The organism is Ruegeria sp. F11 (assembly GCF_056533855.1).
In genome coordinates, this window is record NZ_JBQFOW010000007.1 from 253,617 (window position 1) to 267,050 (window position 13,434).

The window sequence follows — 13,434 nt, forward strand, 5'->3', positions numbered from 1 at the left end:
GACTTTGTAACCTTTGGTGCGGTAGACCAATAGGTGACCCTTGGACCTTTGAGTGAGCCAAATATATGGCACGGCCCGTCAACGCAGCTTTGGAACGAAAACTCTCCGCAGGGCGGGATGGTCCCGCCGAGGGCGCGCATTCGGTTCCACGCGCCTTGAGGTTGGGTTTTGCGCGGGCTGCGGGGGACCGGCTGAACCTGCCTCTGGCCGTGATTGGGGCGAAGCAGGGTCAACGCGCGCCCTGTGACCTGATTGGGATTGTTGGCGAAGATTGGTTGTTGTTGACGTTCAGCGGGTCCGAAGGGCTTGCTGCTGTATGCCTCGACCCCGCTGCCGTGTCCGCCATTGTCCAGATGCAGACCATAGGTGAGGTGATGCCTGGCGCTGTTGCCGTTCGCCCGTTCACGGACACCGACGCTGCGATGGTAGGCCCTTTGATCGAGGACGCACTGAAACGCGCGTCTGTGTTGGTAGAGGCTGCGGTGGACCAAAGCAGCTTGTCGGGCCATGAATTCTCGTCCCGTGCTTCGGATTTGCGCTCCTTGTCTCTGGCTCTGGCCGATGAGAGCTACCGTGCCTTTGAGTTAACCGTCGATCTAGCAGGCGGGTTGCGGCAAGGGCAGATCGCGGTTCTGCTGCCGGTGCGCCCGAGCGACTCAGAGGCGGGGGAAGACAGTCCGCTTAACGCTGGGCCAAGTCTTGAACAAGCGTCTGGCGTAGTCCGGGCCGAGTTGAACGCCATCCTGTGCAGGGTCACGCTTCCCTTGGGCGGGTTGTCTGGCTTGACAGTGGGTGAGGTGCTGACGCTGACCGGGGCCCGGCTTGACCGCACAGAAATCCTGACTATCGACAGGACACGCGCCGGGGTTGGACGGCTTGGCCAATGCGGCGGCATGCGCGCGGTTCGCTTGAATGAGCAGGCACCGGTACCCGAGTTGACCGAAGATCAGAGCTTTATCGAAAGCAGGTCGGGTGCGCGCCAGTCGGAAATCTGCGATGCGCCTGACCTGATTCCGGATACTCTGGATGACCCCGGCTACGCCATTGAGGCGGCACCCACGGGCTTGAACGAACCGCCGGGCGATTTGGGTCTGGTTGAGTCAGACAAGCTTGCCGCCGAAATCTCGCAACTGGCAGGCCTGACCGGCCCCGAGGGCTAAGTTTGGTCAGTCTGTCGATTTGCGTATCTGATCCAGCGCAGGGCGCAGGTTTTCCAATTGATAGCCTGCGTTGGTGGTCGCGGTCAGGATGTCATCAGTGCTCATCCGGTCACACTGCCCCAGCGCCCACACGACCGAGCATCTGGTGCCCGAGGCGCAATAGGCCAGAACCGGCCCGCCACAGCGTTCGGCCATATCCCGTTGCCGCGCTACGTTCTCGGGCGTCATGGTCTGATGCGTCAATTCCAGCACTTCGTATTCCAGGCCCGCCGCGCGCACCGCGTCCCCGATCGCATCCGACTGCATGTCTGCGGGGACCTCGGTATTGGGCCGGTTGCAGATGACCTTGACGAAGCCGGCCTCGGCGATGGCTGGCACATCATCAACGGTGATTTGCGGTGAAACGGCGTAGCGGGGGGTTATTGGTCGAATCTCCATGACAAATCCTTATGTCGCGTTTCGGACCCTGTCTAGCCGCGCGCCCATAGGCTGGGCCAGCAACATTCCCGCGATCATTGCGGCCAGAAATACGATCCCGCCAAGTCCGCCATAGCTTAGCGACGCAATCGCGGGCCCGGGGCACAGACCCGACAAGCCCCAGCCGATCCCGAACAGAGCCGACCCGACAATCAGCCTGCGATCCAGTTCCGGCTTGGCCTGTGTGGGAAACTGCCCACCGGTTAGCGGGCTGCGCCCTGCGGTCAGCCTCCAGGCGACCAGCATTGGTAGAATGGCACCGCCCATCACAAAGGCCAGGGTCGGGTCCCAGTTCCCGAAGATGTCCAGCCATCCCTGCACCTTGGTGGTGTCGGTCATACCCGAGATTAAAAGCCCCGCACCAAACAAACACCCGGCAATCAGCGAGATGAAAAACCGCATCAGATCACCCCCGACACATGACGCAGCAAGGCCACTGTCATCACTCCGGCGGCGATATAGACGAGTGTGGCAGCGATCCCGCGCAGGGAAAACCGCGAGATACCACAGACCCCATGTCCCGAAGTGCATCCATTCGCAACACGGGTGCCGATGCCAACACACAGCCCCGCGATGATCACAAGCCCCAGATTGGTGGTCAGGTGGGTTTCGGCCTGCGGTGCAACCAAAGGGCCCAGCAGCAGGGGCGTCCCAATAACGCCGACCAAAAAGACCAGACGTTCCGCGTTGCGCGACGGGTCGGTTCTGTCGACAAGACTGCCCAGAATTCCACTGGCCCCCATGATCCGACCATTGCCCAAAAGGTAAACTGCCGCCCCAAGGCCAATCAGCAACCCGCCGAGCGCTCCCCACATCCAAGCTGTGTTCATGTCAGATAGTTCCCTTTTCTTTCATCAGCGTTCGCTTCCTGCAGCATGGGCATACATTTGACGCACGAACCCCACTGCACGGTGGAACCCAGCGAGCATCGGAAGGCCGTGCGGAATACTAACGTGATCCCGTTGAATGTCAGGGTCGCTTGGCCTCACGACAGTACACATATAGAAAGCGGAATGCATTGCAATAAGCAGAGCCACTTTGACGCTTGTCAAGGAAACCCATGTTAAACTTGCTTAAACTTTAGCCAAACCGCGCCAGATTGCCGAAAAAGCCGAAATGCCCGGCAATTTTCCGCACAACGTAAAGTGAACCCCTTCGGGTCTTATTCTCGTTACATATATCTGTCATAGTGAGACATCGTGGGAGGATGGAATATGGCACACACAAATCTCTATTCCGAAGCCGAGCAGCTGGAACAAAAGCTTCAGGACGCCTGCCTTGATACGCGTCTGGCCTTGCAGCCGAGCTTTAGCAAGGTTGTGGATCGCATGCGTCAGCAGGGCATTCACATCCCGTCGCGCCTGCGTCGGTTGGATGCGGCATTGTGTGAGGACGCAATGGAAGCGCAGTTCGACAACTTGCCGATTTAAGTCAAACGGTCATCCGAAGGATATCCCGAGGATGACCAGCATCAGCCCGATCACCGACAAAAACAAAGACGCCAGGTTCCAGGGCAGAACGCCCTGAACGGCAGCTCTCAGTTCATCATCCGACAAACCGGCCTTGCGCGCTTTCATTACGCGCAGGATGCACCAGATCAAACCGGCAAGCCCGGCCAGAGACAGGGCTGCCCCGCCCCAGGTGATGAATTCGAACATGGTTCCCCACAATTCTCTGCCGATTTCCCCCGCGCTTAACGGATCAGGTTGGCCGGTACAAGCCCGCCGCCCGGATTGCGTGCTTGCGACCCGCGCGGCTGCGATGTATCCGGCATATTGCCCGCTGTCACAGCATCAGATTTCAGCCCTTGGGAGAGACGCATATGGAAGACATGACCGAAGATCAGGCCACCGCAAATTACCGGGTAACAGCAGGCGAGTTGCGCCAGTTCATCGAACGGTTCGAGCGGCTGGACGCGGAAAAGAAAGACCTCGCCGAGCAGCAGAAAGAGGTTATGGCCGAGGCCAAGGCGCGCGGCTACGACACCAAAGTCATGCGCAAGGTCATTGCGTTGCGCAAGCGTGATAAGGACGACATTGCCGAAGAAGAAGCTGTGCTCGAGATGTATAAGGAAGCGCTGGGCATGTAAGGCCCCAGAGGCGGGCTAAGGTTGCAAGAACCGAATATTCGGCATCGCCCTGATTTTCGCCAGATCCTGCTGGTACAGTTCCGAAAACGCCTCGACCACGTCAGCGCTCCAACCTGGAAGGTGCAGTTCTTCTTCGATCTGATCGGGCAGGGCGTGCTCTTCAAAGATGGTTTCCAGCTTTTCCCTGCGGTCGCGGGGATGCTGGGCTGTCTCTTCCCGGATAAGCTGCAGAAGCTGTTTCTTACCGGTTTCCGTCAGAAGCGAAGCCAGTAGCGCGTGTTCGTCCTTCAGCGCAACATCCTCGGGCAGATCGGCCATAGCGCGCAGGATGTCGCCCCAGATCAGAGGCGTGTCCTCGTTTTCCCACAGCGTTAGCTGCACATCGGGGGCCAGGTCCTGCAGATCTTCGATCATGCTGAGCCAGTTAAGGCAACTCAGGTCGGTACTGTGCAGGATTGCCTCTCGCTGTGTCTCGTGCAGCGACATTAGCACTTTGGGGATAAAACTGCCGGGGTTCATCAGGCCCACAAAAAGCTCGATGTCACAGTCCCCAAGCAGTTGCGCCGTGTATGCCGTGCGATGCCCGGCAAAGGGATAAATCTGCCCCTGCTGCAACGCGGTTCTTCTGGGGCCAAAAAACTTGTCACTGGACAGAACCACACGGCGGATCGCCTCGCCGTCGGGCAGGATACCCCGCAGAGTTTCCTGAGCCTCTACAAACGGTCTGTCCTGCACTTGAGCGTCCGACATTTCTTTCACGAACTGCCTGCAGGGACGCGGGCCCAGCACCGCAAGGCCCCGATCCGCCAGACCAGGCCTGTTCGCCAAAAGAGACCCCAACAATTGCCCGTGATCGGTAAAAGCCGCACCGGCGTGAATAACGACCTGCATTGTAATCCCTGCGCCCTGACGTCCTGTCGCGTGTGTTACAGCCTGTTTGCCGGCCCGTAAATGCCACGGTCCGGGTTTCGGAATGTTCCCGGGTTTTCAGAAATCCGAACAATCTCTGAGGTCGAGCGAAAAATGTGGCTTGCAGTCCCGCGCCAGAGACAGTAATCGACCCACAGCGCCCCTATAGCTCAGCTGGTAGAGCAACTGATTTGTAATCAGTAGGTCCGCGGTTCGAGTCCGTGTGGGGGCACCAGTCTTTTCCAAAAAATTTCAATTATTCAGGCAGTTAGCCTTGTTATAGGCGTTTCTATCCACCCTATTAACCACCTAATTAGATGATGATGCTCTAATTGTTTTATGTGCGTCCATCTACGTTCGCCTTAGGAAACCGCAGGTTCGATTCCTGCACGGCTCACCACTGTTTCCTAATAGAAATCTATTAGATAGGCGATGCTCCGTGTCACCCACTTAGGTGATCGTGACGCGTTTTCGTTGTTCTAGGGGACATATGGGGGACATGGTGGCTTGATTTTGACCCTTTGTAGCGCCTCAAGAATTGCTGTGTGAATCCATGCCCAGACTTTATTTCACAGCAATTCTTGTTTGCGAAATCGTGGCACGCCGCAGGTCTCCAACAAAGTTATGTCCCGCGCCGGGAACCGAGACTAATTTCGCTTCAATCCCGTGTTGTTGCAAGGCCGCTATATATCTGCGGGCCGTGGCGATGGGCGTGATATCGTCGTCAGCGCCCGTGATTGCAGTTACTGAGGTAGAAGCTTGAACACGCTTTGCGAACTTCATGGGATTCTGGCGGCGCTCGCTGCCAGAGCGCCCAAGGTGGCGCGCCCACCATTGTGTATCACAAAGGCACGATACGAGTATCGCGTGGTCTACCAAACCATGGTTTTGCCCAATTATCGCTCCAATCGTTAGGGCACCCGCAGAGTGCCCCACCATTACGACCTTCTCAGCGCGGTAATGATCCTTCAGGCGCTGCACGGCTGCTGCGATGGCCCTATTGTGAGACCTCGTTGTGTTGTCTCGTCGTCTGTTGTTTGTCCCTGAACTAAACCTATTGTCTGAGGTATAGTATCCCAAACGGATCATGTTAACGGTCACGACACGAGCTGTGTCTACCTTCGCTGCTGTGCCGTCCTTAGCAAAGTAATCCGCCGGACCGCCCCTTGATACATCCCCATGCAAGAACACAATCAATGTGTTCGCCGGAGCGACTCTTCCTACGACTTGGATTGCAATGCACTCCCGGTCCCCTTTGACGTAGGTCAACATATCTTCTTCGGCGCAATTGCGGCTTGGCCGAGTCTCTGACAGTGCCGCTGCGTTTAGAAGAAGCGTGAATATCGCAGTATAGAGTACAGCTCTCATGATATGCGTTTCAACAAATTGGTTGTGACACAGTAGAATGTGTGTGGTTCGATTGTCAAAATGACACTCTAAAAACACCCACCTAGGGCTGCGAGCATACAACCAGACGAAATCATCAAATGAGAAGTATTGCGTCTTACCTAGTCTTGTTTGGCGGTTTCTTAATATCCACCTGACTGCCTTTCGAGTCCTTTCTGCAAGTTTCCAAAGAAAAATAGATGGAACCCCTCAGGTGGAGGATCAATCAAGTATCTTACTCGTTCAATCCTATGGAGTGTATTGTTATTTTTGAGAATCACGGTGCAAGAGGTCCCAGTGGAACGCAAATTGAGTGCAATATTCGTGGCAGACATGGTCGAGTTTTCGAGACTGATGGAAGCCGACGAGATTGGCACGCTAAAGCGTCTAAAAATCTACAGAACTGAAATCATAAGCCCGGCCATCAACGATAGTCGTGGTCGAATAGTCAAAGACATGGGAGACGGAATACTAGCTGAATTCCCGTCCGTTGTAGAGGCAGTGCAATGCGCAGTTGCAATTCAAAAAGCACTCGCAGAACGGGAAGCGGCAACCTCAGAAGATCAGCGTATCCGATATCGAATAGGCGTCAACTTGGGCGACATTGTATGGGATCAGGGGGATATTTTTGGTGACGGGGTCAATGTTGCTGCTCGACTAGAACAATTGGCTGAGCCGGGTGGGATATGTATCTCAGGAACGGCATACGACCAAATGAGGTCTATCCTAGATGTAGGATACGCGCCGCTCGGGGATGTTCGCGTCAAGAATATCCAACGTCCAATCCGAGCCTACAAAGTTCTGACAGATCCCCAACATTCCGGCATGATCGTTAATGTGAACCATCGCGCTTTCAACGAAGTTCGTTGGCGTACCTTCGCCACTGTGGTTGTGATTTGTCTAACAGTTGTTTTTGGGGGAACGTGGTGGTGGATGTTTCAATCGGGATTGAACACCGTAGATCAGGATGCGCCCCCCGGCGCTCATTCACTGGAAGGAAGCGCAGCGAGCGTAATTCCTACCTCACTTCCTTTTGAGACGACTCCAGACCCAATGATATGCGATGTCGGCGATCCGTTTCATCCCGACTGGCACACAGAAGGAACCCGAAGCAAAAAGTCGCCTATCAGAGGAACCTTGTACATAGTCTGTCCTACTCAGCGCTTTGGCTGGAATAGTTTCACAATTCCCATAAATTGGTTCGACGAGGCTGGAAATGGGTATACCGATTGCGATTACAAGGACGCCAGCCGCCACTACTGCTGGATCACGGTTCCACAAAATCAGTTGAGAGATGGCCAGCGTCCGAGTAACTAATCGTGATGTGGAAAACAACTCGATTGAGGGTGTTAAGGGTGGCGACGGAGACTGCGCGAAGACAGCTATTGACTATTCGTCCAACCAAGAAATCGCAGGTATTGGTGGCGCAGCAACGGCCCATGATAGCAATCGACTTGCGGTTCAACCTCGCGCCACAACCAACGGTGGCTCCTTCGGAAACGACCGTATGTCGAACCACATGAAGCACGTCCCATCCGCGTTCCGCTTATCGCCCATCAGAAGATGCGCCCCTGTCGTTCTGTGCCGTATCAGCGCCGCTCTGAACGCCCGTAGGTCAATCAGCCACCAGCTATCGATAAGCTGCCCGTCCGGCCCTGCATGGCCGTAGAACATCCAGTCTCCGTGGCCATTCACTATCTTGGATAGCTCAGTCTCTGCACCCGTTGGCAGCTTGGCTCTGATGGTGAACTGGTGCGGGTATCTTTCTGCGAACCCATAGCGTCGGACCCTGGCTGCAATACGCATGTCTTTGGCGTCCAGCATCAACAGGTCGGTCGCCTGAAAGTGGTCCAAAGGATCAGGCGCGGCCTGTAGGATGTGGCTGCCGATGATACGTTTTATCTCAGGCAGGAACTGGTCCGACCAGTGCCGGTTGACGGTGCAATAGCTCATATCAAATCTCAAACATGAAAACGGGCGCAGGAAATGCCGCGCCCGAAAATGAAGTTGGATCAAGCTGCCTTATCGTCTGTTCCTCCTTTCTGCTGATATTGGGCAGTCTCCAAGCGGTCAATTGCATCAGCGGCTAGTTCCGCGATGGCTTCGAGCAGAGCGTCGTAGCCACCCTTGTTTACCAGGTCGATGTTCAACGCCGAGTCGCTGGCAGCAATCCCAACCCGACACAGGTTGAAGATGTCGTAGCAGTTACGTTCGGCTGAACGGGGAATTTTCGTGTCGTAGATTTCGTGTGTGTCGTTCATGATACCAACTCCGGTTCGTTCACTGAATCCAGCGCGACGTTGAGCTTGTGAGCCCGCTCCTGCGCAATGGTCAGGACTTCCACCATGTCTTCTTGCCCATCAACGCTGCTGCGCAACGCGATAGACGCGTCCAGTAAGCATTCAACGATTAAGGCCTCTTGCTGCAGTTCGGCACGAGTGCAGCCCTTCTTGGGATAAGATAATACTTCTCCGTTCGCGCTGGCGCGTTGTTCTTGCATTGCTATGTCCTCCGGTTATGGTATTGATAGAAATCATATCATAACGAGCAGCAAGAATGTCAATAGAAATTCTATCAATTAGGCAAATCAAAGCCGCAAGGGCACTGCTGGCTTGGTCTCAGGTTGATTTGGCTGAGCGTTCGGGAGTGTCTTACCCCACGATAGCCCGCCTAGAAACAAAAGACGGTCCATTGGGAGGCAGAAAGGAAACGGCCAAGGCGATCCGCGCTGCCTTCGAAGCTCAAGGAATCCAGTTCCTAGACGAAGGCGATACGGCCAATGGGGTTGGGGTGGTTCTAAAATCCCAAGTCATTGACTGAACGAGTTTTCGCCAATTTAGTCAGTAAGTGTACACATCTGTGACGGCTAAATTCTGCATAAGGATTGATTTTATGCACCGTCTGGTACGCGCGCAGAAAAAGGGTTTTAATTCATGAATTTGCGTGCACCACTTCGGATAACAGACTGATTCTCTTGACAAATAGTTCCAGAACTATTAGCTGTTAGTTAACCCGATGCGAAAGCGGTCGGTAGTTGACGGTACATAATCCATCGGGGGGAGCGCTTGCGCTCCCCTCTAGTCTTTACGGTATGTGCTTCGCGCCATAACCCCAAATTTTTCCGTAGGCTGACCTGTCGTACTTTTGTTTGCTTAGAATTTCAGAAACTTTAGACGCAAAAGGGGCCTTAATAACTTCATGGCCCATATTGTGTCGGATCGTATAGTGCGATGGATGCGCAAGTAGGTCGCACAGTTGAAGACCCGCAACATTATCCTTTTTGGTTCGAAACTTGAGATTTGAAGATGGTATGTGTTCCTGTATCAATTCCTTCGGAGCAAACCGAGTGCCGTTAGTTTTGAAGTGAAGCAACTCGGCTTGAAGCGCCTTGTCTTGGCCTTTTGACCTAGCCTCGGGCATTATGTCACCGGTACTGCGCTTGCGTTTCAATAACTGAGCACACTTTTCGACAATGACTTCCATCAACACGTGATATGGGTGCGTACGTTCCCAGTGGTTCTTTAGCTCAAGTTCCTGCTTGTCGACCAAAACAGTTATTACTGTGTAATCTGCGTCTAAGAAAACTCGAAGAATTTGGGCATCAAACTTCGACCGTACTTCCGGATACTTTAAGCACTCGAATGGTCCCTTACATTGCCTGATGTCCGAGCGGTGGAAACAAATTGGAGCATCTGGGTCCTCGTTGAACACCTCTGCCTTTATTCGATTGAAGGCTGGAACAAGATAGTCTCTGGCGTGTTCGATCTTCATGACAACGCCGGTCAAGCTAAGGAAACGATTTTTTTCTAAATCCAGACGTGTCATCTTGTCCACGCCGTGCTCGTCTAAGTACATTCTATGCATGAAAAAAACATGCCGACCTAGAGGTATGTGGTCAACATCGCAATCGGTGTTTTTGGGCGAGCTTGTGGTTGGTGCGCCCCGTTTGCTTAGGGCACACCGGTATCCCTAGTCAGGACGAACGTTTAGACTGGATAGCTGGATCATAACCGCCCAGTACGCGAGGCTTGTCACTCAATTAGTACACGCACCGCCCCATCTTTGTTTTTGCATGAGCGGTGCCGCACAAGGTCGTTTACATACTTCTCACTTATCGCCTGAATACGATTAAGTGACTCAACCACATCTCTCATTTCGAAAGTTTCCGAAAATCTTAATAACCCGTCGTCTGAAACTCCTGAAATCGTGATGGAATCGCTGGATTTAGCCAGTCCAGTGATATCAATGCCAAGCTTGACATCATGAGAATTGAAGCCGCTATCGCGGAATCCCCGGCCATCAGAAAGTTCAAAAGTCATAGTTATTTTGGTTGAAGCGAGCGCTTGTCTCCACGCACTATTCTGAAAAACGGGCTTATCAGACGCGAACTTTAGCGGGATGGGTAATGTATAGACTACAGTTTCCCACCCTCGGGAAGATGTGTAGAGCCGACCAGATTTTGAAAACCCTGGCACACCTTCGTGCTCTAAGTTCGTTCCAGTGTTGGTTGCATCCAAGACCAAAACAACACGCTCTTTCATTGTTTCAGTGGAGTCGGATGAACCCAATGGGTACATGAAATAGGACCAAGAGTTATACTCACCTGAAAGTTGACAGCTCGGCATAGCAAAAGCCGAGTGGCAAAGCAGCAGTGCAATGAAACTAGGCAATACCTGTCGAAAAAAAACCAACTTTGGAGGCAAAGCAAAAAATCGAAACCACATACAAACTCCTAACTTGATAACAAGATTGATTGCCAGAAAAGCAAGAACACAAATGGGAAATGAAATAAAGAGATTCAGACCGTGATGAGGTGTTTCCTACCGAACTTGTCCCCCGATGTTTCGCGCCCAGCCCCTGTAAATCCACCGTATTAAGAGGAAGCGGTGACATTCTGGCCGAGCCGGTATTTACCGGTGTTAACCGCCGTTGCCGAGTTGTCGGAACCGGCTAAACGCGCCTGACGGGCATATTTGGGGCCTGTGCGGCCAAATATAGCAACCTGTCTTGAATTTTGAACTTAGTTGTTGCCGGTGCATGCATCTATCCACTGCGAAAAATATTCTGCCCCCTTTGGTACGTCCTCCGGTTCAAGGACAAAGGGTACTAACATTGTCCTGAGCTCCAATGACTTGGAGTTTTGGGTCTGCTGACCGACCGGTTGTCCAAACATAGTTAATGTATCGCCGCCAATTCCTTCAAACTGGTTGGCTTCGAAGCCGATGCTTTCATCACGCTGCATTGAAATAGCGAACCCGTTGACCCGGCTGTCTAGTTGGTAGCTTTGCACCTTCGATAAATCGATGGAGTACGCATTGTATTCCAAAAGAAATGTGCCGTGGTAAAACCCAGGCCGGAATCCGCCATCAAGAATGTACGCATTGCAATAATTATTCTCATCTGCGTACACATTTGTGGCTTTGGCTCCAACGCTGGCACTAACTTGTCCTACCCCGTTGGTAGATATTCCAGAGGACAGCGGAGAGAATTGAATAAATTCCACATAAGCATTGTAGGGGCTTATCGAACTTGCCACCGGAACCTTGTTCGAAAATGCGTTATCAAAACACTCGAGTCGTGCAATGTCGTGCTCAATTGTCACGCAGTCGGCACCAGTTGTCTGAGCAGACACCACAAATGGACTAATGGAAGCCGAAACTACGACCCCAATACAAGTTACTGCCTTAAACACAATCAATCTCCCTCGTACCAAACAAAACTCTCACTGGCAGTCGGATGTTATTCAATATCAGTAAGTCTTCAAAGCTTGTTGCTTTCCATCTTTGTGGAAAGGCCGATTGTCTATTTCGCTCTACTTTAGACGCCGTTTCCGCGCCGCCATCTTGCGGCAGCCTTCCTTGCAATACTTGGCGTCGATGCGCTTCCATTCGGGCATGAGGTTGCCGCAATAGGCGCAGTGCCAGCCTCGGGAATCGTCCTGCGCGAACCTTATCTACCGTTCCACAATCATTGATTTTCGAGCCAATAAGAGTATGATGGTACGCATGTTTCTTTGAGTTTAGAGGTTAGCGTGAAGTTTCTTCCGTTGTTGTTCTTTTTTTCGCTCGCGGCATGCAATTCCACGTTGGATAGTTCAGTCGCAAAATCTCCTCCTTCTGCCGGAAACTTTGACTCTGCGTTAAGAATTTACGCAGATTGCTTATCGGAATCAGCTGGCGCACATATGAGCGGTTCCAGGGGTCTCACCGAAACCCAAGTAATCAACAAATCACTTGGAGATTGCCGAAAATCCGGCATGCAGGCTGCCGAGTTCTTACTCGATGAAGAGGCTACCGACTTACCTATTCGCTACCATGATTACTCGCATGCAAAGAAGTTCGCGCTGCCGATTATAGAGCAAGACGGGTACAAGTTCCTGCAAAACATAATCGCAAGGAGTCAGGCAAATGCCTAAGTCCTCTAAACTCCTCTTATCTTCCTGTGCACTAATTGTGTTTGCCGCAACTGGCGGCGTGGCAGCCCCTAGCGATCAAGATATCAATCGCATGGACACACGTAGCGAAAGCGGTTTCTTGCGTTTATTGGAGAACTCTAAACCGTTCATCGAGGCATTTCTGGAAGCTGGGGCAGCCATTGCGAAACACCGCGCGACAGGAGTGACGAGTTCCCCCGGTATTGGCGGTGCAATAAGCAACACAATAGTAAAAGGTGGCGAAGTCGGAGTAGAGTTAGGCATTACTGACTACAAAGTGTCCAGAGACCAACAACAAAAGATTGGTGTCTACGCACACGAAGTCGCCGATGGCAGAGTTAGCTTTGATGACGCCGTGGATCAAATCATGGGCAGCAATTACACCCGAGGTGCTGGACGAGCCAACGTGGAAAAGGCGTTGCGGGCCGAGGTTCTGAAAGTCCAGAATCAATAATTGGTCGACTTCAATCTTTGATCACTCCATTGCCGCGCCAGCGCAATCAAACGGTTGCGCTCAGCCCAAAGGGCGATATTTGCCTCTGAGATACGCTTGCGGCCTTCTGCTGTTTTTGCGCCGGTCGATAGCCCGCCATGCAGGCGGCAGCGGGTCTTGCCTGCGAGGGGTGTGGCCATGCAAGCACCGTTCTTTGTCTTGGCTCCGCAAATATTGGCTTTCATGACCAACCTCCTTGGAAATCTGGACGTTGTGCGCTTGGGTACTTAGATTGATGCCATGACCCCAGCCGAACCCTCGTTAGCTTTAGAAGTGGCCGCAGGCATTCTGATTGCCTACTGCGTGGTGTTCTGCGCCAAGTCTGCACTTGCACACTGGAACCGTGGCGAGGGGAACATGGCTATTTTCATAGGCTTTCCCGTTGTACTCGTTGGAGGCACCCTCATTCTTGCTGGTATGGGTACAATAAGCTGGTAGCAGTATTCCCTGCGAACACGCCTGCTGCAGCGCCGGGGATTGCCCCTGT

General features: G+C 53.0%; 20 protein-coding genes and 1 tRNA gene. 8 read left to right on the plus strand and 13 right to left on the minus strand.

Annotated features, from left to right (window positions below):
- Nucleotides 1-65: 65 nt before the first annotated feature.
- Entirely contained in the window at nt 66-1,160 is a 1,095-nt protein-coding gene (locus ACR0NJ_RS11785; protein ID WP_480817320.1) for a FliM/FliN family flagellar motor switch protein, read from the plus strand.
- A gap of 6 nt (nt 1,161-1,166) precedes the next feature.
- On the opposite strand, the gene ACR0NJ_RS11790 is transcribed toward ACR0NJ_RS11785, so the two are convergent.
- Genes ACR0NJ_RS11790 through ACR0NJ_RS11800 form a run of 3 tightly spaced genes read right to left on the minus strand, consistent with a single transcriptional unit; the run spans nt 1,167 to nt 2,467 of the window.
- Nucleotides 1,167-1,598, minus strand: coding sequence for a protein tyrosine phosphatase family protein (locus ACR0NJ_RS11790; RefSeq protein ID WP_480817321.1), 432 nt, complete (start codon nt 1,596-1,598; stop codon nt 1,167-1,169).
- A 9-nt stretch (nt 1,599-1,607) separates the two neighbouring features.
- Nucleotides 1,608-2,039: a DUF6691 family protein gene (locus tag ACR0NJ_RS11795; protein WP_480817322.1), complete on the minus strand. Its 432-nt coding sequence runs from the start codon at nt 2,037-2,039 to the stop codon at nt 1,608-1,610.
- Nucleotides 2,039-2,467, minus strand: a complete 429-nt coding sequence (locus tag ACR0NJ_RS11800) for a YeeE/YedE family protein (RefSeq protein ID WP_480817323.1) — start codon at nt 2,465-2,467, stop codon at nt 2,039-2,041. The genes ACR0NJ_RS11795 and ACR0NJ_RS11800 overlap by 1 nt, the downstream gene beginning before the upstream one ends.
- Before the next feature lie 384 nt (nt 2,468-2,851).
- Between ACR0NJ_RS11800 and ACR0NJ_RS11805 the strand changes: the two genes are divergently transcribed.
- Complete coding sequence (locus ACR0NJ_RS11805) at nt 2,852-3,067, plus strand: hypothetical protein (RefSeq protein ID WP_480817324.1); 216 nt, start codon at nt 2,852-2,854, stop codon at nt 3,065-3,067.
- Between the two features lie 9 nt (nt 3,068-3,076).
- On the opposite strand, the gene ACR0NJ_RS11810 is transcribed toward ACR0NJ_RS11805, so the two are convergent.
- Complete coding sequence (locus ACR0NJ_RS11810; protein ID WP_480617237.1) at nt 3,077-3,295, minus strand: hypothetical protein; 219 nt, start codon at nt 3,293-3,295, stop codon at nt 3,077-3,079.
- Between the two features lie 164 nt (nt 3,296-3,459).
- On the opposite strand from ACR0NJ_RS11810, the gene ACR0NJ_RS11815 reads away from it, so the two are divergent.
- The gene (locus ACR0NJ_RS11815) at nt 3,460-3,726 is read left to right on the plus strand and encodes a DUF2312 domain-containing protein (RefSeq protein WP_170530827.1); all 267 of its coding nucleotides are present in this window, start codon (nt 3,460-3,462) and stop codon (nt 3,724-3,726) included.
- A 15-nt stretch (nt 3,727-3,741) separates the two neighbouring features.
- On the opposite strand, the gene ACR0NJ_RS11820 is transcribed toward ACR0NJ_RS11815, so the two are convergent.
- Nucleotides 3,742-4,617: a hypothetical protein gene (locus ACR0NJ_RS11820; protein WP_480817325.1), complete on the minus strand. Its 876-nt coding sequence runs from the start codon at nt 4,615-4,617 to the stop codon at nt 3,742-3,744.
- A gap of 177 nt (nt 4,618-4,794) precedes the next feature.
- Here ACR0NJ_RS11820 and ACR0NJ_RS11825 point away from each other — a divergent pair.
- A tRNA-Thr gene (locus tag ACR0NJ_RS11825) sits at nt 4,795-4,870 on the plus strand.
- Nucleotides 4,871-5,199: 329 nt separating this feature from the next.
- On the opposite strand, the gene ACR0NJ_RS11830 is transcribed toward ACR0NJ_RS11825, so the two are convergent.
- The gene (locus tag ACR0NJ_RS11830; protein WP_480817326.1) at nt 5,200-6,003 is read right to left on the minus strand and encodes an alpha/beta hydrolase family protein; all 804 of its coding nucleotides are present in this window, start codon (nt 6,001-6,003) and stop codon (nt 5,200-5,202) included.
- Between the two features lie 315 nt (nt 6,004-6,318).
- Between ACR0NJ_RS11830 and ACR0NJ_RS11835 the strand changes: the two genes are divergently transcribed.
- Complete coding sequence (locus ACR0NJ_RS11835; RefSeq protein ID WP_480817327.1) at nt 6,319-7,338, plus strand: adenylate/guanylate cyclase domain-containing protein; 1,020 nt, start codon at nt 6,319-6,321, stop codon at nt 7,336-7,338.
- A gap of 144 nt (nt 7,339-7,482) precedes the next feature.
- Here ACR0NJ_RS11835 and ACR0NJ_RS11840 read toward each other — a convergent pair whose 3' ends face one another.
- The 3 genes from ACR0NJ_RS11840 to ACR0NJ_RS11850 are packed head-to-tail and all read right to left on the minus strand — an operon-like array spanning nt 7,483 to nt 8,521.
- Nucleotides 7,483-7,974, minus strand: coding sequence for a hypothetical protein (locus tag ACR0NJ_RS11840; RefSeq protein ID WP_480817328.1), 492 nt, complete (start codon nt 7,972-7,974; stop codon nt 7,483-7,485).
- Nucleotides 7,975-8,033: 59 nt separating this feature from the next.
- Nucleotides 8,034-8,282 (minus strand): hypothetical protein, encoded by a 249-nt coding sequence (locus ACR0NJ_RS11845; protein ID WP_480817329.1) that lies wholly within the window; start codon nt 8,280-8,282, stop codon nt 8,034-8,036.
- The gene (locus ACR0NJ_RS11850; RefSeq protein ID WP_480817330.1) at nt 8,279-8,521 is read right to left on the minus strand and encodes a hypothetical protein; all 243 of its coding nucleotides are present in this window, start codon (nt 8,519-8,521) and stop codon (nt 8,279-8,281) included. The genes ACR0NJ_RS11845 and ACR0NJ_RS11850 overlap by 4 nt, the downstream gene beginning before the upstream one ends.
- Before the next feature lie 56 nt (nt 8,522-8,577).
- Here ACR0NJ_RS11850 and ACR0NJ_RS11855 point away from each other — a divergent pair, with 56 nt between their 5' ends.
- Nucleotides 8,578-8,841 (plus strand): helix-turn-helix transcriptional regulator, encoded by a 264-nt coding sequence (locus tag ACR0NJ_RS11855; protein ID WP_480817331.1) that lies wholly within the window; start codon nt 8,578-8,580, stop codon nt 8,839-8,841.
- 264 nt (nt 8,842-9,105) lie between these two features.
- Here ACR0NJ_RS11855 and ACR0NJ_RS11860 read toward each other — a convergent pair whose 3' ends face one another.
- From ACR0NJ_RS11860 to ACR0NJ_RS11870, 3 genes are all read right to left on the minus strand, one after another.
- Nucleotides 9,106-9,885, minus strand: a complete 780-nt coding sequence (locus tag ACR0NJ_RS11860) for a DUF3800 domain-containing protein (protein WP_480817332.1) — start codon at nt 9,883-9,885, stop codon at nt 9,106-9,108.
- A 167-nt stretch (nt 9,886-10,052) separates the two neighbouring features.
- Nucleotides 10,053-10,745 (minus strand): hypothetical protein, encoded by a 693-nt coding sequence (locus tag ACR0NJ_RS11865; protein WP_480817333.1) that lies wholly within the window; start codon nt 10,743-10,745, stop codon nt 10,053-10,055.
- Nucleotides 10,746-11,041: 296 nt separating this feature from the next.
- The gene (locus ACR0NJ_RS11870; RefSeq protein WP_480817334.1) at nt 11,042-11,713 is read right to left on the minus strand and encodes a hypothetical protein; all 672 of its coding nucleotides are present in this window, start codon (nt 11,711-11,713) and stop codon (nt 11,042-11,044) included.
- 339 nt (nt 11,714-12,052) lie between these two features.
- Between ACR0NJ_RS11870 and ACR0NJ_RS11875 the strand changes: the two genes are divergently transcribed.
- Complete coding sequence (locus tag ACR0NJ_RS11875; RefSeq protein WP_480817335.1) at nt 12,053-12,436, plus strand: hypothetical protein; 384 nt, start codon at nt 12,053-12,055, stop codon at nt 12,434-12,436.
- Complete coding sequence (locus ACR0NJ_RS11880) at nt 12,429-12,908, plus strand: hypothetical protein (protein WP_480817336.1); 480 nt, start codon at nt 12,429-12,431, stop codon at nt 12,906-12,908. Before ACR0NJ_RS11875 ends, ACR0NJ_RS11880 begins: the two co-directional genes overlap by 8 nt.
- Here ACR0NJ_RS11880 and ACR0NJ_RS11885 read toward each other — a convergent pair.
- Nucleotides 12,902-13,132: an HGGxSTG domain-containing protein gene (locus tag ACR0NJ_RS11885; protein WP_480817337.1), complete on the minus strand. Its 231-nt coding sequence runs from the start codon at nt 13,130-13,132 to the stop codon at nt 12,902-12,904. The genes ACR0NJ_RS11880 and ACR0NJ_RS11885 overlap by 7 nt on opposite strands.
- Between the last annotated feature and the right edge of the window lie 302 nt (nt 13,133-13,434).

Bases quoted from the DNA above. Each gene is read 5' to 3' on its own strand.
- ACR0NJ_RS11885 (WP_480817337.1), bottom strand. From the start codon at position 13,132: ATGAAAGCCAATATTTGCGGAGCCAAGACAAAGAACGGTGCTTGCATG.
- ACR0NJ_RS11805 (WP_480817324.1), top strand. From the start codon at position 2,852: ATGGCACACACAAATCTCTATTCCGAAGCCGAGCAGCTGGAACAAAAG.
- ACR0NJ_RS11820 (WP_480817325.1), bottom strand. From the start codon at position 4,617: ATGCAGGTCGTTATTCACGCCGGTGCGGCTTTTACCGATCACGGGCAA.
- ACR0NJ_RS11840 (WP_480817328.1), bottom strand. From the start codon at position 7,974: ATGAGCTATTGCACCGTCAACCGGCACTGGTCGGACCAGTTCCTGCCT.
- ACR0NJ_RS11880 (WP_480817336.1), top strand. From the start codon at position 12,429: ATGCCTAAGTCCTCTAAACTCCTCTTATCTTCCTGTGCACTAATTGTG.
- ACR0NJ_RS11815 (WP_170530827.1), top strand. From the start codon at position 3,460: ATGGAAGACATGACCGAAGATCAGGCCACCGCAAATTACCGGGTAACA.
- ACR0NJ_RS11810 (WP_480617237.1), bottom strand. From the start codon at position 3,295: ATGTTCGAATTCATCACCTGGGGCGGGGCAGCCCTGTCTCTGGCCGGG.
- ACR0NJ_RS11795 (WP_480817322.1), bottom strand. From the start codon at position 2,039: ATGCGGTTTTTCATCTCGCTGATTGCCGGGTGTTTGTTTGGTGCGGGG.
- ACR0NJ_RS11830 (WP_480817326.1), bottom strand. From the start codon at position 6,003: ATGAGAGCTGTACTCTATACTGCGATATTCACGCTTCTTCTAAACGCA.
- ACR0NJ_RS11850 (WP_480817330.1), bottom strand. From the start codon at position 8,521: ATGCAAGAACAACGCGCCAGCGCGAACGGAGAAGTATTATCTTATCCC.
- ACR0NJ_RS11845 (WP_480817329.1), bottom strand. From the start codon at position 8,282: ATGAACGACACACACGAAATCTACGACACGAAAATTCCCCGTTCAGCC.
- ACR0NJ_RS11790 (WP_480817321.1), bottom strand. From the start codon at position 1,598: ATGGAGATTCGACCAATAACCCCCCGCTACGCCGTTTCACCGCAAATC.
- ACR0NJ_RS11865 (WP_480817333.1), bottom strand. From the start codon at position 10,745: ATGTGGTTTCGATTTTTTGCTTTGCCTCCAAAGTTGGTTTTTTTTCGA.
- ACR0NJ_RS11860 (WP_480817332.1), bottom strand. From the start codon at position 9,885: ATGCATAGAATGTACTTAGACGAGCACGGCGTGGACAAGATGACACGT.
- ACR0NJ_RS11855 (WP_480817331.1), top strand. From the start codon at position 8,578: ATGTCAATAGAAATTCTATCAATTAGGCAAATCAAAGCCGCAAGGGCA.
- ACR0NJ_RS11785 (WP_480817320.1), top strand. From the start codon at position 66: ATGGCACGGCCCGTCAACGCAGCTTTGGAACGAAAACTCTCCGCAGGG.
- ACR0NJ_RS11800 (WP_480817323.1), bottom strand. From the start codon at position 2,467: ATGAACACAGCTTGGATGTGGGGAGCGCTCGGCGGGTTGCTGATTGGC.